This window comes from Cobetia sp. AM6 (assembly GCF_009617955.1).
In the GTDB taxonomy this organism is placed as follows: domain Bacteria; phylum Pseudomonadota; class Gammaproteobacteria; order Pseudomonadales; family Halomonadaceae; genus Cobetia; species Cobetia amphilecti.
Genome location: NZ_AP021868.1, coordinates 552,118 through 568,730 on the forward strand (window position 1 = coordinate 552,118; position 16,613 = coordinate 568,730).

Genomic DNA, 16,613 nt, shown 5'->3' on the forward strand with positions numbered 1-16,613 from the left:
TTGCGAGCCCGCGCCTGGGGTCGCGTCTAGCTCTCGTCACCCTGGCTCGGGGTAGAGGCCTTGGCGATGGCGCCAGTGTTGTCGGCGGCTTCCAGCTTGGCCAGCATGTTCTCTGACTGACGCTTGAAGTTGGCGAGCGCCTTGCCGGACAGAGACTTGTTGTTCGGCAGCTGAACGCGCATGGCATCGACCTGGCGGTTGTTGACCATCACCTCATAGTGCAGGTGCGGGCCGGTGGAGCGGCCGGTGTTGCCTGACAGGGCGATCTTCTCACCCATGGTCACGCGCTCGCCTTTCTTGACCAGCGGGCGTGACAGGTGCAGATAACGGGTCTTGTAGCCGTTGTCCATGCGCAGCACCAGATAGCGACCGGCCAGCGGGTGGTTGCCGACCAGCTCGACGACGCCATCCGCGGTGGAAAGCACCGGCGTGCCGATGCGCACCGCGAAGTCAGTGCCCTTGTGCGGGCTGATGCGTCCGGTCACCGGATGGCGACGGCTGAGGTTGAACGGCGAGCTGATGCGCGCCTTGTGCGCCAGCGGATAGCGATTGAAGGCCGGGTCGAGGCCCTTACCGTCGGGGGTGTAGTAGCGGCCATCGCTGCTGTTGCGCACCACGGTCAGTGACTTGCGAGAACCTTCATAGCGTGCGGCGAGGATGCGGGAATCCATGCTGGTGCCGTCGATCATGTCGGACTCGACCAGCACCTGGAACCTGTCACCCTTGCGCGTATCGCGACGGAAATCGATCTTCTTGCCCAGCACCTGGGTCAGCTGGCTGACTTCCGCGACGCCCAGGCCAGTGGCTTCCGCTGACAGGGAGAAGCTGCCACTGACCGTACCGGCGAACATGCGCTGAGTGGCCTGGGTCGCCTTCTCGATCTTGGCGACATTGAAGCTTTCACCGCCGGCCTCACGCTTGACCATGAAGCCGCGACGCGCATCCTTCATGATGCGCAACGCCAGCAGGTTGCCGTCTTCATCCAGCTTGTAATCGAAGCTGTCGCCGATGCGCCAATGGGTCAGCACGCGCTTGTCAGGCAGCGCCTTGAGGATGCGCGTGGTCTCGCTGTAGCCAAGGCCCAGCGAGCGCTCCGCCATCACGGCGAAGGTATCGCCGGCCTGCACGGTATAGGTCTGCCACTCGGGCACATAGACTTCCTCGGCCGCCAGCTCGGTCTGCAGCGTCGGGCTTTCGCCGAGCTCGACCGGGTCGACGGAGAGGTCGTCATAGGAGGTGCCGCCGGCCTGTTCGTCGGTCGCGGTGCCGATGACGGCTTCTGCCGTCTTCACTGCCGCCGGCGCCAGTGCCACGATCGGGCCTGCCGTCTGGCTGTCGGGATGATAGTTGGCATCCGTCAGCAGCGTCGGCATGTCGAAATCGATGGCGACGATCTCGCTGGGCGTCAGCGCTGCCAGCGGAATGTCACCGGAGGTCGAGCTGGTCGCCGTCTGATTGGCGAGCTGCGCCGGGCTCAGGGGAGACTGAGTGTCATCGGCGGCAGCAATCGCCAGCGGCAGCTTGGCCGGGGTGCTGGAATTTGCACTGGCCAGGTCGATGGCGATGGACTGTGAGGCCGTAGAGACATCAGGAGCATCGAATGTTTCGAGAAGCTTGTGAGCACCCAGCACGGTAACCATGGTGGCAACAGGTAAAAGAAGATACTTGTGCGCGCGAGGGAGCGAATGAAGGATTCGCAGCATATGTGACCGATAAAGTTATGTGAAATGAAAAGATGGCAACAATGAGGCATTCGAACCTTAACCAAGGTTCCCATCGTTCGATAGGCTGGACGCATGTCCAGTATGAGTAATTCAACCCTGTTTAGATCATTGACGGCGCAATTGGCGGTACCGGCAACATGAGGTCTGGCGAAAATAGCGCCATTTTTGCTTAGGAAACGCTGTTCAGGCAGTAAATCCTGCTTGGTGTTAAATTTTGTAAAGTTACGCAAAATAGCGTATTTGGCCTCCTGCATTTCAGAGGATGCCGTCCTGATGTCCGAGGATTGCGACCAGATGTCGGGAGTCTGACAGCACAGAATGCTCTTTTGCTCCCGTCGGGTTGCAGTATCAGGTGTCTGGTTTTTTGCGTCTGGCATGTCAGGATTGCCCCGTGCATTCCCGTACGTTCTGCAAGAGGAATCCTGATGTCGTCACGCGTGACACTGGCTCAGTGGCAGATGCTGGCCGCCGTGGTGGACCACGGCAGCTTCGCGCGCGCGGCGGCCGCGATCCACAAGAGCCCCTCGACCCTGAATCACGCCGTGCATCGCCTGGAGGCCTTGCTGGGCGTGCAGGTGCTGGAGCCGGTCGGGCGCAATGTCCGGCTGACCGAGGCGGGTGAATTGCTGCTGCGCCGGGCGCGTCAGCTGATCGAGAATGCGCGGGCACTCGAGGATGTGGCCGATGCGTTGTCGGCAGGTATGGAGAGCGAGATCGCCATCGCAGTGGATCAGCTGTTTCCGCCGGATGTGCTGGCACGGGCGCTGGAAGCCTTCTCGACGGCCTACCCTCAGGTGCGTGTCCAGCTGCACGAGACGACGCTGACCGGCGGGCGCGAGCTGTTCGAGGAGAAGGAAGCGGACCTGTTGATCAGCGGTCTGATGCTGGATGGCCATCTCAGCACCCCGTTGCTGCGTGAAACCTTCATCGCCGTGGCGGCGCCGGGGCACCCGCTGCACGCCCTCGGGCGGCCGCTGGATCTGCGTGATCTCGTGCAGCATCGCCAGCTGGTGGTGCGCGACAGCAGCCGTTCCAGCGGCATGGATGCCGGCTGGCTCAAGGCCGAGGCGCGCTGGACGGTGAGCCACCTGGCCACGTCAGTCGATCTTGCCGAACGCGGACTGGGCTTCGCCTGGCTACCCCGTACCCGCATGAGCGAGGCCCTGGCCCGAGGGCGGCTGCTGCCACTGCCGCTGGCCAATGGCGGCGAGCGCGAAGTGTCGCTGATGCTCTATCTGCCGGACGATGATCGCGCGGGCCCTGCCGTCCGGGCGATGAAGGCGCAGCTGCACGCTGCCGTCGAGCAGGACGCCAGCGAGCGGCGCTCCTGAAAGCGTGCAGGGTCTGAAAAGCGTGAGGGCTTGAGAAGAGCGCACGACGTGATCGTTCGAGAAACTCGATCGTTGCCACGCAGTGAATTCGCTTGCGCTGTCGCGCTCGACTCTTAGGCTGGGGGCATCCCTCAGCCATATAAGGAGCGTGCAAGATGGGCTTACTGGTCGACGGCAAGTGGCAGGATCGCTGGTATGACACCGACAGCACCGGCGGTGAATTCAAGCGCGAGAGCGCGCGACTCAGGGATTGGGTCGTGGCGCCCGATGCCCCGCTCGAGGGGCCGCAGGGACAAGCGGCCGTGCCCGCCAGTGCAGACCGCTTCCATCTCTACGTCTCGCTGGCCTGCCCGTGGGCGCACCGCGCGCTGATCATGCGCTCTCTCAAGGGACTCAAGCCGCTGGTCGGCATGTCCTACACCAGCCCCTTGATGCTCGAACATGGCTGGAGCTATCTCGAGGAAGAAGGCTCCAGCGGTGATCCGATCAATGGCGTGCGCTATCACCACCAGCTCTACACCCTGACCGACCCGCACTACACCGGCCGTGTCACCGTGCCGGCGCTCTGGGACAAGCAGACCGGTCGCATCGTCAACAACGAGTCGGCGGAACTGGTACGCATCTTCAATGACGCCTTCGATTCGCTGACTGGCAATGATCTGGACTTCTATCCGGAGGACCTGCGCGGCGAGATCGATGCCATCAATGCCGAGGTCTATGACAAGGTCAACAATGGCGTCTACAAGACCGGCTTCGCCACGCGGCAGGAGGTCTACGAGCGTCACTTCACGGCGCTGTTCGAGTGCCTGGATTCACTGGAGCGCCGACTGGCCGACTCGCGCTATCTCGCCGGTGAATGGCTGACCGAAGCCGACATCCGCCTGTTCACCACCCTGATCCGCTTCGATGCCGTCTACTTCGGGCACTTCAAGTGCAATCAGCGCCGTATCGCCGACTATCCCAATCTCTCGCACTATCTGCGCGAGCTGTATCAGTGGCCGGGCATCGCCGAGACCTGCGATCTTGCGCATATCAAGACCCACTATTACGCCAGTCAGCAGACCATCAATCCCACCGCTATCGTGCCGGTTGGCCCGAGTCTGGCGCTCGACGCTCCCCATGACCGCGAGCGTCTGCCGGGCCAGGGCATTCGCCGTCACGCCTGAGGTCTTGAAGTCTGAGCTGATCGCGCCCGAGTTGATGGCGCCCGAGTTGATGGCGAGCAGCGGCGATTGGATCAGGCGCGCGGTGTCGGGCGTCTGATCTTGGCCAGCCAGCGGTCCAGTGCATTGCCGAAGTCGCGTTGCTCACGCTGGCCGTATGCGGACGGGCCGCCGGTGTGCTCGCCGCTGGAGCGCATGCTCTCCATGAAGTCGCGCATCTGCACCTTGGCGCGAATGTTGTTGCTGTCCAGCGCTTCGCCGCGGGTCGTCATCACCAGCGCGCCTTTCTCGATCGCCTCCAGCGCCAGCGGCAGGTCGGAGGTGATCACCATGTCGCCGGGGTGGGCGCGCTCGACGATCAACTGATCGGCAGCATCTGCCCCTTGTGGGACCGACAGCGCCTTGACGTGCATCGAGCGTGGCAGCGGCACCTGATGATTGGCGACGAACCAGGTGGGAGTCGCGGTGCGTTCCGCCGCGCGCACCAGGATGTCACGCGCGGCGCGCGGGCAGGCATCGGCGTCGACCCACAGCGTGGTGACATGCTCGGCGGGATGTTGTGGGGAGGGGGCGTCATGGTCTTGCGCGTCAGTCATGCAGGCTCCTGTCAGGTGGTTGTTCAGCGAGTCGTGATGGCAGGGCGCATGCCTGCCCGAGGGCGGCCGGCCTGCGACCAAGGTCAAAAGAAAGGATGCAGAATGCGTGAGAGGCTGCTAGAATGCCAGCTCCTCGCATGTAGTGACCCACCATCCTGAGTAGCCGAGCCCGACGTGATCGCCGTTTCTTGTGGCCATCAGCCGGTATTTCGCGCCTCCCGGACCGCGTGGCGTAGCTTGCCCCAGCCATCCGTGACCCCTCGATTCGATCGATGTCCGGCCGCCGCGATGCAAGACCCGTCCCTGTCCACAGTGTGCATGATGGAGCGCCCCGAGACTCTGAGTAGAAGAGCCTCTGGTTGCTGTACGGTCGCCGCAGCGTTGTGCCTGAAAGTGGAATTGCGTCCACCTTCAGAGCAACCCGGGCCCGTCCATGCCAAGACGTCCAGCACTCGTACGTTTTTTCTGATGATGCCAGCGCCTCGTGCCTGACTGCATCGCCAGACGGAGCCCTTACGCTTCGTGTCGGTTCAACCCGACCCATTCTTCAGCTGCAAGCCTTACTTGTAGCCATTTAGGTGTGAGATATACATGACCACGACTTCCGTCGTCGATCGCTTCAGCGATCTTGCCCTGCTGCCTGCCGTCCTGACCTCTCTCGAGAAGCTGGGCTACGAAACTCCGTCCCCGATCCAGGCTCAGACCATCCCGAGTCTGCTCGAAGGCCGTGACATGATCGGCCAGGCACAGACGGGTACCGGCAAGACCGCTGCCTTTGCACTCCCGCTGTTGACCCGTCTGGACCTCGACCGCCGTGAACCGCAGGTTCTCGTGCTGGCCCCGACCCGTGAGCTGGCCCAACAGGTCGCCGTCAACTTCACACGTTACGGTCAGTTCATGCGTGGCCTGGAAGTGGCCACTCTCTGCGGTGGTCAGGACTACCGCGAGCAGATGCGTAGCCTCAAGAGCGGCGCGCAGATCGTCGTCGGCACCCCGGGTCGTGTCATCGACCACCTGGACCGCAAGAGCCTGAACCTGAACGGCCTGAAAGCCCTCGTGCTGGATGAAGCCGATGAGATGCTGCGCATGGGCTTCATCGATGACGTCAAGCGCGTCGTCGCCGATACCCCGAAGGAAGCGCAGCGCGTCTTCTTCTCCGCGACGCTGCCGACCGAGATCGAGCGTATCGTCAACCGCTACCTGGTTGATCCGGTCAAGGTTGCCATCAAGTCCGAATCGCGTACCGCTTCCACCATCGAACAGATGATGGTGCGTGTCGAAGGCGGCGCTAAGCTCGAAGCGCTGTCCCGTCTGCTGGAAGTCGAGACCGTCGATGCGGCCATCGTCTTCGTGCGTACTCGTGCCGCCTGTACCACAGTCGTCGAACAGCTGATCGCTCGCGGTATCTCCGCGGCAGCGCTGTCCGGTGATCTGGACCAGTCCCTGCGCGAGCGCACCGTGACTCGCCTGAAGCGTGGCAAGGTCGACGTGCTGGTCGCGACCGACGTCGCCGCTCGTGGTCTGGACGTGGCGCGTATCACCCACGTCTTCAACTACGACCTGCCGGGTGACAGCGAATCCTTCGTCCACCGTACTGGCCGTACTGGCCGTGCCGGTCGTGAAGGTCGCGCCATCACCTTCGTCAGCGGTCGCGAAATGCGCAAGGTTCGCTGGATGGAGCAGGCCCTGGGCCAGCGCATCACCGAACGCCAGCTGCCGAGCGAAGAAGAGATCCGTGGCCACCGTGACGCCGCCTTCCGTGCTCGCGTCGTCGAAGCCCTGGGCAGCAGCTCCAACGGTCACCGCGCTCTGGTCCAGAGCCTGGTCGAAGAAGGTCACGATCCGGTCGAGCTGGCCGCTGTCTTCGTCAAGATGGCTCGCGCCGAAGAGACGCCGATCCAGTCTCTGCCGAAGCCGGGTGCGCGTCGCAACGAGCGTTCCGAGCGCGGTGAGCGCACCGAGCGTCCGGAACGCGGTGAGCGTCGCAACTCCGCGCCGGTCGCACGTGAAGGCATGAAGCTCTACCGTGTGGCCGTCGGCCACCGTGATGGCGTCAAGCCGGGCCAGCTGGTTGGCGCTCTCGCCAACGAAGGCGGCATCGAAGGTTCACGCATCGGTCGCATCGACATCCGCAACACGCACAGTGTCGTGGAACTGCCGAGCGGTCTGCCGACCAGCATCGTGTCCAAGATGGCGCGTGCTCGCGTCGCTGGCCGCCCGCTGGAACTGGCAGAAGACGGTGCGGGCGCTCGTCCGCAGCGCCGTGAAGGTGGCAACGATGACCGTCGTCGCGCCTGATCAGGCCTGAGTCGGGCCGGCACTGATCGCAGTGCTGGCCACGGCTTCTGAAAAGACCGGTACCTCTCACGAGGTGCCGGTTTTTTTGTGCCTGGACGAAAGGCACCACTGGGGCTGGTATCCTGTGCTGGCGTAGGTCCACCGCTCATCGTAGCTCCACCGCTCATCATAGCTCCACCGCTCATCATTTCCCGAGGATGCCCACATGATCTCTTCACTCGATGCCTTGCGCCGTGGCCTGCAGGCCACGCCTGCCCGCCAGCTGATGCTGTGCGCTCTGCTGGCGACCCCTTGGCTGCCACTCAGTGCGGCCCACGCCGAGTCCGGCATGTCCGCCAGCAGCGCCACGCCGGAGATTCGCGTCCCGCTGGTCTCGCTGGAGGCCCTGCGTCTGGCGCCGGTGGTCTCACCGCAGGGCGAGGCGCTGGGCAAGGTCGAGGATGTGCTCAGTGACACCCGTGGTCAGATCCATCGCCTGCTGATTCGCCCTGATGGTGGCGACAAGGCGGCCAGCATCGACTTCGCGCGCTTCACCCGTGAGGCGGTCAGTGACCCGCTGGCGGCTGAGGCCCCCGGCGATATCCGCTACCGTCTGGTGCTCGACATGACGCCGGAGCAGCTGACGGCCCGCGCGGACCAGCCGCTTTCCAATCGCCTGTCACGCCAGCTGGAACGCAGCATGGGGGAGGTCGGCAACGGGCTGGACACCTTCCGCAATCAGGCGGCGGAGGTGCTGCGTTCACTGGGCAAGCAGCTTGAAGGTGAGGGCGATCGATAGCATCTGAGGGAGAGAGACCCGCAACCGCCGTGAGGGAATGCATGAGTGAGTGGATGACAGCACTGCACGATTGGAATCTCGACCCTGCCGCCGCCGTTGCCAAGCAACGCGAAATGGCCACTCGACTGACGTTGACGCCGCCCTGGGGAGCAAGTCCCGGTGAGTGGCCAGCGACCATCACCGGGGTCGATATCGGCTTCGAGGATGAGGGTGAGGTGACACGTGCGGCGGTGGTGACGCTGGATCTGGCGACGCTGGAGCCCCTCGAGCAGCAGCTGGTCCGTCAGCCGACACGCATGCCGTATATTCCGGGCTTGCTGTCGTTCCGGGAGCTGCCCGCCGCCATCGCCGCCCTCGAATCGCTGGAGCGTGCGCCCGAATGCCTGATGGTGGACGGCCACGGCATCGCGCACCCGCGCCGCCTGGGCGTGGCGGCGCATCTCGGCCTGTGGTGTGACCTGCCATCCTTCGGCGTGGCCAAGAAGCGTCTGTGTGGCAAGCATGGCGAACCGGGCGAGGAGCGCGGTGACTGGGTCGCGCTGACGGATCGCGTGCGTGAAGCGGATGGCGAGCTCGGCATCATCGAGAATAGCGAGCTGCCCAAACGCGAACAGCGCAGCCAGCTGGGCGCCGTGCTGCGCTCACGCGCGAAGGTCAAGCCGGTGTTCGTCTCGCCGGGCCAGCGCATGAACCTGGATACGGCGCTGGCGATGACCCTGCACTGTCTGGGCAAGACCAAGCTGCCCGAGCCGACCCGACTGGCGGACCAGCTCGCCAGCCGGCGCCTCAAGCGGCTCCGCGATACCTAGCCGCCTCAAGCGGCTATGCGATGCCCGGCAGCCGCTAGCCCTCGATCTCCAGTCGGCTCTGGCCGTTGCCCGAGGGGCGCACCGCGATACGCACCGGAATGCGTTCATGCATCTCGGCCACATGCGAGATGACCCCGACGCGCCGGCCGCTGGCCTGCAGGCCATCCAACGCCTCCATCGCCAGGGCCAGTGAATCCGGGTCGAGGCTACCGAAGCCTTCATCGATGAACAGCGATTCGATGCGCAGCTCACCGGAGGCCATGCCCGCCAGGCCCAGCGCCAGGGCCAGTGAGACCAGGAAGGTCTCGCCGCCGGACAGCGAATGCACGCTGCGCAGCTCGTCACCCATCTCGGTATCCACCACCACCAGCCCCAGCGGGCTGGCGCCGCGTGCCAGACGATAGCGGCGAACCAGATTGGCCAGATGCAGATTGGCATGCTCGATCAGGCGCTCGAGGTTGAAGGCCTGGGCGATGGTGCGGAACTTGGCACCACTGGCACTGCCGATCAGCTCCGACAGCGCGCCCCAGCGTTCATGGACTGCGCGGGCGCGGGCCAGCTGCTCGCCAAGTTCGGCGCTGCCACTGCGGCGCTGATCATCATTGAGTATCGCCGCCTGAGCCGATTGATGGGCCTCGCGCACGGCAGTGAGCGGTGCCTTGAGCGCCGTGATCAGAGTGGCCAACGCCTCGCCAAGCGCGTGGGTGTCTTCCTCGGGCTGTGGCTGCGCATCCTCCGACGCACCAGCGGCATCTTCTTGCGGGGGTTGCGCATGAGCCTGCAAGCGAGCATGCAGCGCCAGGGCCTGCTGGGCCTGGGCGCGGATGACGCCCGTCTCTTCCGTTGCCGCCGTGCCTTCTCCCGCGATACCTGCTCCTGACGTCTCCTCGGCGGGCGCTGCCAGCTGTTCGAGTGCTGCCAGCTGCTCGAGTGCTGCCTGCCAACTGGAGGTCCGAGCGGCCTGCCAGTGGGTGAGCTGACGCGCATTGCGCTCCTCACACAGGGCATCCGCGCGTGCGACGCGCTCGTGGGCGCTGCGCAGTTGCTGGCGCAGTGCCTGCAGCTCGTGATCCTCGACGGCCAGCAACTCCGCGATGCGCGCGTCATCCAGGCCGGGATTCGCTGTCTGCCAATCCACGCGTTCGCGGTCGAGCGAGTCTTGCTCTTCGCGCAGCTCCGTCTGGCGTTGCTGCAGATTGGCCTGCTGCTGCGTCAGCTGCTGTTGCTGGTCGCTCAATTCCTGCAGTGCCTGCCGCGCATCCTCTTGCTCGTTGCGCATCCGGGTGGTCAGCGACTCGATCCAGTCAGACCAGTCGCTCACGCTGGCATGCTGTCGCTTGGGGTCTGCGCTCAGCTGCTGGGCAAGCGTGTCACTGAGCTGCTCGATCTCACTCGCCAGCGCAGTGATCTGCGTCTCGCACTGTTGAAGCTGCGCCTCGCCATGCTGGCATTGCGTCGTCAGCGTGGCGTGACGTGTTGCCAGTGCCTGGCGTTGCTCACGCAGCGGCGTCAGCTGGCGCAGTGTCGTCACCAGCGTGTTCTGGCGGGCGTCCAGTTCCCCAAGGCGCTGCTCGATCAGTTGCAGTGCGTGGGCAACCGGCAGCTGCGGCAAGGCTTCAAGCTGGGGCTGCTCCGACAGCGAATGCCGGGCCAGAAGCTCGGTCAGGTTTGTCTGGCAGCTCTGCGCCTGCTGCTGCAGGCGTTGCAGCTCCGTGTGCAGCTGAGTCTGTTCCTGCTGCAGATAGCCGAGCTGCTCCTCGAGGCGGGCGTGCTCGTGACTGGCCGTTTCCATGGCTTGCTGCGCGGTGGCCGTGGCCTGGCGGCGCTGGTCAAGTCGCTCGCGAGCCTGCTGCTCCAGCTGAGCGATCAGCGCCTCGGCCGGTGCGGCCTGGCCGGCGGCGGGGTGCTCGTGGCTGCCGCACACCGGACACTCCTCGCCCTGGACCAGCCCACGGCGCAGCGCCATCACGTTGTCGCTGCGCGCCAGACGCTCCTGCTCCTGCTGGTGGCGCTCGGCGTCTTCCTCGTGGCGCGCCTGATCACGGGCCTGCAAGGCCTGCGCCTGCCGGGCAGCCACATCCCGCAACGCCTGTTGCTGTCGGGGCAGTTGCTGCTCCAGCTCGACAAGACGCTGCTGCACCTCATCACGGCGGGCCAGACCACTGATCTGCTCGCTGAGTACGGGCTTGAGCTCCAGTAGTGCATCGCGCTGACGTTGCAGCTGGTCACGATAGTCTTCGGCATCGCGCAGCGGCCGGCCGGACTCGTCGACCAGCGTTGCCTGCAGCTGCTGGAGTTGCTGCTCCAGCTGCTGGCGCTGGCGATCCTGAGCCTCCAGCTCCTGCTGATGTTGGCCGAGCGTGTCGCGCAGGCGTTGCTGTTCACTCTGCTGGCTGGCGTGTGCTTCGCGTTGTTGCGCCAGACGCGAAGCCACCTGACGTGCCTCTTCAAGTTTCGGCAGTTGCTCGCCACGCCAGGTATCACAGCGCTGCATGCGTTCATCGGCGGTGTGCCTGGCGGCTCTGGCCTGCTCAACCCTGGGCGACAGGGCGCCGAGCTGCTGCTCCAGCTGGGCCAGTTGCGTGACCAGCTGCGCATGCTGCGGCGCGATCGCCGTGAGGCGCAGCAGGGCAGGACGAATCGGCGCGAGGGCCTCCAGGGCGCTGAGTTGCTCGCGCTGACGGGAAAGCCCATCGCTGGCGGCGTGAGCCTCGGTCTGCTCCTGCTGCGCCTGACGCAGAGCCTGTTCGAGCTCGCCCGCCGTGGTGGTCCACTGGTGATAGGTCGTCAGCGCATCATGCTGTTCGCTGAGCCGGGTCATGGCCGTCTGACGCAGACGCACCTCCTCCTCGAGCGCCTGGCGCTCCTGCGGGCTGGCTGGTAACTGGCCCTCCAGCTTGCGTTCCAGTTCATTGACGGCCTCGCGGGCGGCGCGCTCGCGCTCATGGGCGGCCATCGAGATCTCGGAGTAATGGCCGGTATCGGTCAGCTTCTCCAGCAACTCCGAGCGTTCATTGTCATTGGCACGCAGGAAGGCGCTGAACTCGCTCTGCGCCAGCAACACGGCGCGGGTGAACTGCTCGAAATTCAGCCCCAGCCTGTCGATGATCAACGCCTTGGCGTCATTGCTGGTGGTGTTGAGGGTCTGAGCCGGCTGGGTGTCATCGCCGGCGGGCAGCAGCTGGAGATGTTGCTTGGCATTCTGCAGGCGCCCACCAGGCTTGCCGCGCGCGCGGCTGACCGTCCAGCTGGCGCGATAGCGCAGGCCATCGCGGCCGATGAAATCCACCTCGGCCTTGCCTTCGCCGCAGCCACGCCGGAGCAGGCTGCGCGGGTCCTTGAGCGTCAGCTGATGCTCGCCGACATCCTCCAGCTGACCGCCACTCGGCGTCTGGCGCAGGCGCGGCGTGGTGCCATAGAGCGCCAGACACAGGGCATCGAGCAGCGTGCTCTTGCCGGCCCCAGTGGGGCCGGTGATGGCGAACAGGCCGGCATCGGATAGCGGCGCCTTCTCGAAGTCGACTTCATGCGTGCCGGCAAGCGACGCCAGGTTGTCGAGGCGCAGGGCGAGAATCTTCATGCCTGACCTCCCTTGGCCTTGTCTGCCGAGGCTGTCTTGTCTATCGAAGCCGCCTTGTCGGCCTTGCGAGCGGGTCGGGTGGCCGACTCGCCTTCGAGGCGCGTCTCGCGCGCGGCCTCGACCTCCTCGAGCAGCTGGGCGAAATCCTCGATCAGCGTCGGGTCCGGCTCACTGTCATAGGTGGCGCGATAGTGACGCTCGAACAGCCCCATCGGCCCCAGCTCATCGAGCTTCACGCCCTTCGGCGCGCGATGCTCGGCACTGGGTGCCGGGTAGCGGGTGACCAGCTTGATCAGTCGCAGCGGCGCGCCTTCCAGCAGTGCCTCGATACGGGCGCGCAGATCGATCAGCGGGGCTTCCAGCTGCACGGTCACTTCCAGCCACGGCCAGCGTGTCGGCTCGAGATCCGCCTGCGCCTCGGCGACCAGCGCCGTGAGCTGGGTGGTGATCTCGGCCAGTGGCGCAGGCCCGACGCGCGTGAGCGCGACATGGCAGGGCACGCGATGCTCCGTGACCTTCTCCAGGCTGTCATTGTTGAGCGTGACATCGAGGATGCGGTGACCGTAGTCGACCTCGGAGAAGTCCATCGCCAGCGGCGTGCCGCAATAGCGGATGCGCTCCTCGCCACCCACGCGCTGCGGGCGATGCAGGTGGCCCAGCGCCACATAGGCGATGTCGTCGGGGAACAGGCTGGTCGAGAGCGCCTCTTCGCCGCCCATCAGGATCGGGCGCTCGCTGTTCTCGGACACCTCGCCGTCACGCATGTGGGCATGGCCCATGGCGATCAGCGCCTCGCCGGGCTGGCGGGCGGCGCGCGCAGCACTGACCAGCTGCTGGTGCACGCGGGCCACGCCATCGCGGTAGGCCTCGCTGCGGGTGCGTTCGGCCTTGCCTGCTGCTTCTCCTTCCTGCTCGGCTTGCTCGCCGCTGCTCAGGCCGGTGACTTCGGCCGGGCGCAGGAAGGGCACCGCCAGGCACAGGGCGCGGCGCTTGCCGTCACGATCATGCAGGGGCACCAGCAGATGCTGGCAGTCGAGGCTGTGGGCATCGCCGCCGTCGGCGGAATCATCCACCCAGCGCACGCGCCCCAGCGCATGGGTCTTGAGACGTGCCAGCAACGCGGCCGGCAGCTCGATGCGGGAGCCGGAATCGTGATTGCCGGCGATCATCACGATCTCCAGCGCCGCGTCCTGTTCGTGGGCGCGCACGATGAAGTCGTAGAGCAGCTCCTGGGCGGCCAGGCTCGGGTTGACCACATCGAACAGGTCTCCGGCGATCAGCAGCGCATCCGGCGCCAGAGTCTTGAGCTGCCCGAGCAGCCAGTCGAGAAAGGCAGCATGCTCGACGTGACGGCTCTGGCCGTGAAAGCTCTGGCCGAGATGCCAGTCGGAAGTGTGCAGAAAGCGGAAGCTCACGATGGGGTCCTTGCGAAGTCGTCTGGCCGGCGGCTGGGGCTGCGGCTGGGGCAAGCCGGGCCGGGTGAAATGCTGCCCAGTGTACGGTCTGGCTTCGCTGGGGCGGAAGAGGGCGCGGCCTCAAGCCGCTCAAGGTGCGGCGCATTATCAGGCAGATGATCTGGATCAAGGCCTTCCACGGGCAAAATCGACAAAAGTCGCTACGCTGAAAGTCGAGGCCCTTGTCATTCACCGACAAGCCCACGCGATGGCAGCGTGTGGGAGTTGTCTCAAGCGAATCACATCAGCGGAGAAGCCCGCATGGGGCTTTCTTGCGCACAGTCTTCGCAACGTCTTCAAGCTGACTTGGATAACAATCAGGCTGGTGACAGAGGATGCTGTTACCGACGCCCAGAGATGACAGGAAGGATTCGAAATGCGCCAAGGTCTTTTTGCTTCACCTCGTCCCGACAATCTCGGCCTGCATGATGGCATGCTGGCTCCGGCCCCCAGCACCCCCAACGGGGTCAGTTCCCAGGCCACTGACAGCAAGCATTATGTCGCGCCACTCCCGATGCCGCAGGATTGCTGCGTCAGTGCGATGGAGAAGTTGCACGGCATCATAGAATCGATGGGTCATGCTGAAATCGTCAGCGAAGATGGCGGCTATCTGCATGCCGAGTTCCACACCCCCGTGCTGGGCTTCGTCGATGATGTGGAAATCGTCTGCAATGAAGAGGAGGGGGTCTGTCATGTGCGCAGTGTCTCGCGCAGAGGGCATTCCGATCTCGGCAAGAACCGCCAGCGGGTCGAGGACATTCGCCAGCGCCTGGAAGGCTGGGGCTACTGCAGCTAACGCTTGTCGATGAACCTGAGCTTGAATCTGAGCTTGAATTCAGGTCTCGGGCGTCGCCCGGCAGGCGAGAGAAGATGACTCACTGCATGACACCCACCACATCCCTAATTGCTTGAACTGCACAGGATGACGTTCACCACCCCGGTCCGCCTTCTCGAGGCGCCGGGGTTTTTCATGCCAACTCTTGGCAAGGTCGGCGTGATTTCCCGCAAGACCCCTGCCAAACAGTGAGCGAACGCTACCCAGCCAAGGTCGCCTTTGCTACTCTGGACGCGATACATGAGACGCATGATTGCATCGATCTGTATTGTGTTTTTTGCAATACAGTGATGCGTCGTACGCTGGCAGGATTCCGCATGATCGCCACGCCTCCGGGGCAACCCCGGTGCTTTCAGTCATCATCAGCACGACTTCCGCTCCGTGACCGATGATGTCTCTCGGTTGGATGATGTCTTTCGACAGGATGATGTCTCCCCGACTGAAAGCCTCCAAGACAAGATGTGCGACGCGTGAATCACCCTTGACCATCGCTGGACACCAGCCCCCGCTAAACAGAGATCCATGAACGATTCCGTCCCCGCAGCGGGCTCCGCCTCCGCTGCTCACGATTTGCCCAACGAAAATTCGCTCAAGCGTGGTGACATCAAGGTACTCGGTCTGTCCGCTCTCGGCGGCGCCCTCGAGTTCTATGACTTCGTCATCTTCGTGTTCTTCGCCACTGTCGTCGGCCAGCTGTTCTTCCCGCCCGACATTCCCGAGTGGCTGCGTCAGGTGCAGACCTTCGGCATCTTCGCCGCCGGTTATCTGGCGCGCCCGCTGGGTGGCATCATCATGGCCCACTTCGGCGATACGCTCGGCCGCAAGAAGATGTTCACGCTATCCATCTTCATGATGTCGCTGCCGACCCTGCTGATGGGCATGCTGCCGACCTATGCCGTCATCGGCATGTGGGCGCCGCTGCTACTGATCATCCTGCGTCTGTTCCAGGGCGCGGCGGTCGGCGGTGAGGTGCCGGGTGCCTGGGTGTTCGTCAGCGAGCACGTCGCACCGCGTCACAATGGCCTGGCCTGCGGCACGCTCTCGATGGGGCTGGTGGGTGGCATCCTGCTCGGCTCGCTGATGGCCAGCGCCATCAACAGTGTCTACACCCCGCAAGAGGTCAGTGATTTCGCCTGGCGGATTCCGTTCATCATCGGTGGCGTGTTCGGGCTGTTCTCGGTCTATCTGCGTCGCTGGTTGCACGAGACGCCGGTATTCGCCGAGATGCAGCAGAAGAAGGCGCTGGCCGCCGAGCTGCCCTTGAAGATGATCCTGCGGGAACAGCGTCCGGCGATTGCCGTGGCGATGGCGGTCACCTGGATTCTGACCGCTGCCATTGTGGTCGTGATCCTGATGACGCCGAGCCTGATCGCGGGCCTCGAGGGCCTGAGCCGTGCCGCGGCCTTCTCCGCCAACAGTCTGGCGATCGTGGCGGTGTGCGTCGGCTGCATCGTCTCCGGTTACATGGTCGATCGCATCGGCGCCGGCGTCACCCTGGTGCTGTGGAGCGCCTTGCTGGGCATCACCTACTGGGTCTTCCTCGCCACCATGCACTCAGACCCCAGCCTGCTGGTGCCGCTCTACTGCCTGACCGGCTTCAGCGTCGGCATCGTCGGCGCGGTGCCGAGCATCGCGATCCGCGGCTTCCCGCCGGCGGTGCGCTTCACCGGCCTGTCGTTCTCCTACAATGTCGCCTACGCCATCTTCGGTGGCTTCACGCCGATTCTGGTCTCGCTGATGATGACCGTCTCGCCGCTGTCGCCCACCTGGTACGTGGCGGCGCTGTCGCTGATGGGCGTGGTGCTCGGCCTGTGGCTGGCGATCAGCCCGCGCGGCCGCGAACTGATGCGCATCGTCTGATCAGCGTATCTGGCATCGCAGGATGAGAGGCAGGCCCTTGGGCCCGCCTCTGCCTGAAAACGCGCATCACCCTCTGGGTGGTGCGCGTTTTTCGTTTGGGCCGGCGCCACGGCGACGCTAGGATAGAGCCATTCATTGTCTCTTCCGCGCAGCGGCTTGCCACGGCCACGATGGCCGGGTTGTCA

The 16,613-nt window shown here is 64.6% G+C and carries 11 protein-coding genes; 7 read left to right on the plus strand and 4 right to left on the minus strand.

Going from position 1 to position 16,613, the window contains the following annotated elements; genetic code table 11:
* Positions 1-26: 26 nt before the first annotated feature.
* Positions 27-1,640, minus strand: coding sequence for a peptidoglycan DD-metalloendopeptidase family protein (locus CLAM6_RS02455; protein WP_225347504.1), 1,614 nt, complete (start codon positions 1,638-1,640; stop codon positions 27-29).
* Positions 1,641-2,149: 509 nt separating this feature from the next.
* Between CLAM6_RS02455 and CLAM6_RS02460 the strand changes: the two genes are divergently transcribed.
* Positions 2,150-3,055: a LysR family transcriptional regulator gene (locus CLAM6_RS02460; RefSeq protein ID WP_043333129.1), complete on the plus strand. Its 906-nt coding sequence runs from the start codon at positions 2,150-2,152 to the stop codon at positions 3,053-3,055.
* 155 nt (positions 3,056-3,210) lie between these two features.
* On the plus strand, positions 3,211-4,221 hold the full coding sequence (locus CLAM6_RS02465) for a glutathione S-transferase family protein (protein WP_043333128.1): 1,011 nt from the start codon (positions 3,211-3,213) through the stop codon (positions 4,219-4,221).
* A 71-nt stretch (positions 4,222-4,292) separates the two neighbouring features.
* Here the strand turns inward: CLAM6_RS02465 and CLAM6_RS02470 are convergent, their stop codons facing one another.
* Positions 4,293-4,814 (minus strand): YaiI/YqxD family protein, encoded by a 522-nt coding sequence (locus tag CLAM6_RS02470; RefSeq protein WP_084589335.1) that lies wholly within the window; start codon positions 4,812-4,814, stop codon positions 4,293-4,295.
* A gap of 591 nt (positions 4,815-5,405) precedes the next feature.
* Between CLAM6_RS02470 and CLAM6_RS02475 the strand changes: the two genes are divergently transcribed.
* The 3 genes from CLAM6_RS02475 to CLAM6_RS02485 all read left to right on the plus strand — a co-directional run bounded on the left by CLAM6_RS02475 (position 5,406) and on the right by CLAM6_RS02485 (position 8,699).
* The gene (locus CLAM6_RS02475) at positions 5,406-7,112 is read left to right on the plus strand and encodes a DEAD/DEAH box helicase (RefSeq protein WP_043333127.1); all 1,707 of its coding nucleotides are present in this window, start codon (positions 5,406-5,408) and stop codon (positions 7,110-7,112) included.
* Between the two features lie 205 nt (positions 7,113-7,317).
* The gene (locus CLAM6_RS02480) at positions 7,318-7,890 is read left to right on the plus strand and encodes a PRC-barrel domain-containing protein (protein WP_043333126.1); all 573 of its coding nucleotides are present in this window, start codon (positions 7,318-7,320) and stop codon (positions 7,888-7,890) included.
* 53 nt (positions 7,891-7,943) lie between these two features.
* Positions 7,944-8,699 carry an endonuclease V gene (locus CLAM6_RS02485; RefSeq protein WP_043333125.1) on the plus strand — a complete coding sequence of 252 codons (756 nt, stop codon included), beginning with the start codon at positions 7,944-7,946 and terminating at the stop codon, positions 8,697-8,699.
* Positions 8,700-8,733: 34 nt separating this feature from the next.
* Here CLAM6_RS02485 and CLAM6_RS02490 read toward each other — a convergent pair whose 3' ends face one another.
* Positions 8,734-12,279, minus strand: a complete 3,546-nt coding sequence (locus CLAM6_RS02490; RefSeq protein WP_153635093.1) for an AAA family ATPase — start codon at positions 12,277-12,279, stop codon at positions 8,734-8,736.
* Positions 12,276-13,694: an exonuclease SbcCD subunit D C-terminal domain-containing protein gene (locus CLAM6_RS02495; protein ID WP_064503257.1), complete on the minus strand. Its 1,419-nt coding sequence runs from the start codon at positions 13,692-13,694 to the stop codon at positions 12,276-12,278. The genes CLAM6_RS02490 and CLAM6_RS02495 overlap by 4 nt, the downstream gene beginning before the upstream one ends.
* A gap of 415 nt (positions 13,695-14,109) precedes the next feature.
* Here CLAM6_RS02495 and CLAM6_RS02500 point away from each other — a divergent pair, with 415 nt between their 5' ends.
* Both CLAM6_RS02500 and CLAM6_RS02505 read left to right on the plus strand, forming a co-directional pair.
* On the plus strand, positions 14,110-14,529 hold the full coding sequence (locus CLAM6_RS02500; protein ID WP_043333122.1) for a DUF1499 domain-containing protein: 420 nt from the start codon (positions 14,110-14,112) through the stop codon (positions 14,527-14,529).
* 561 nt (positions 14,530-15,090) lie between these two features.
* Entirely contained in the window at positions 15,091-16,428 is a 1,338-nt protein-coding gene (locus CLAM6_RS02505) for an MFS transporter (RefSeq protein WP_052384471.1), read from the plus strand.
* Positions 16,429-16,613 lie beyond the last annotated feature (185 nt).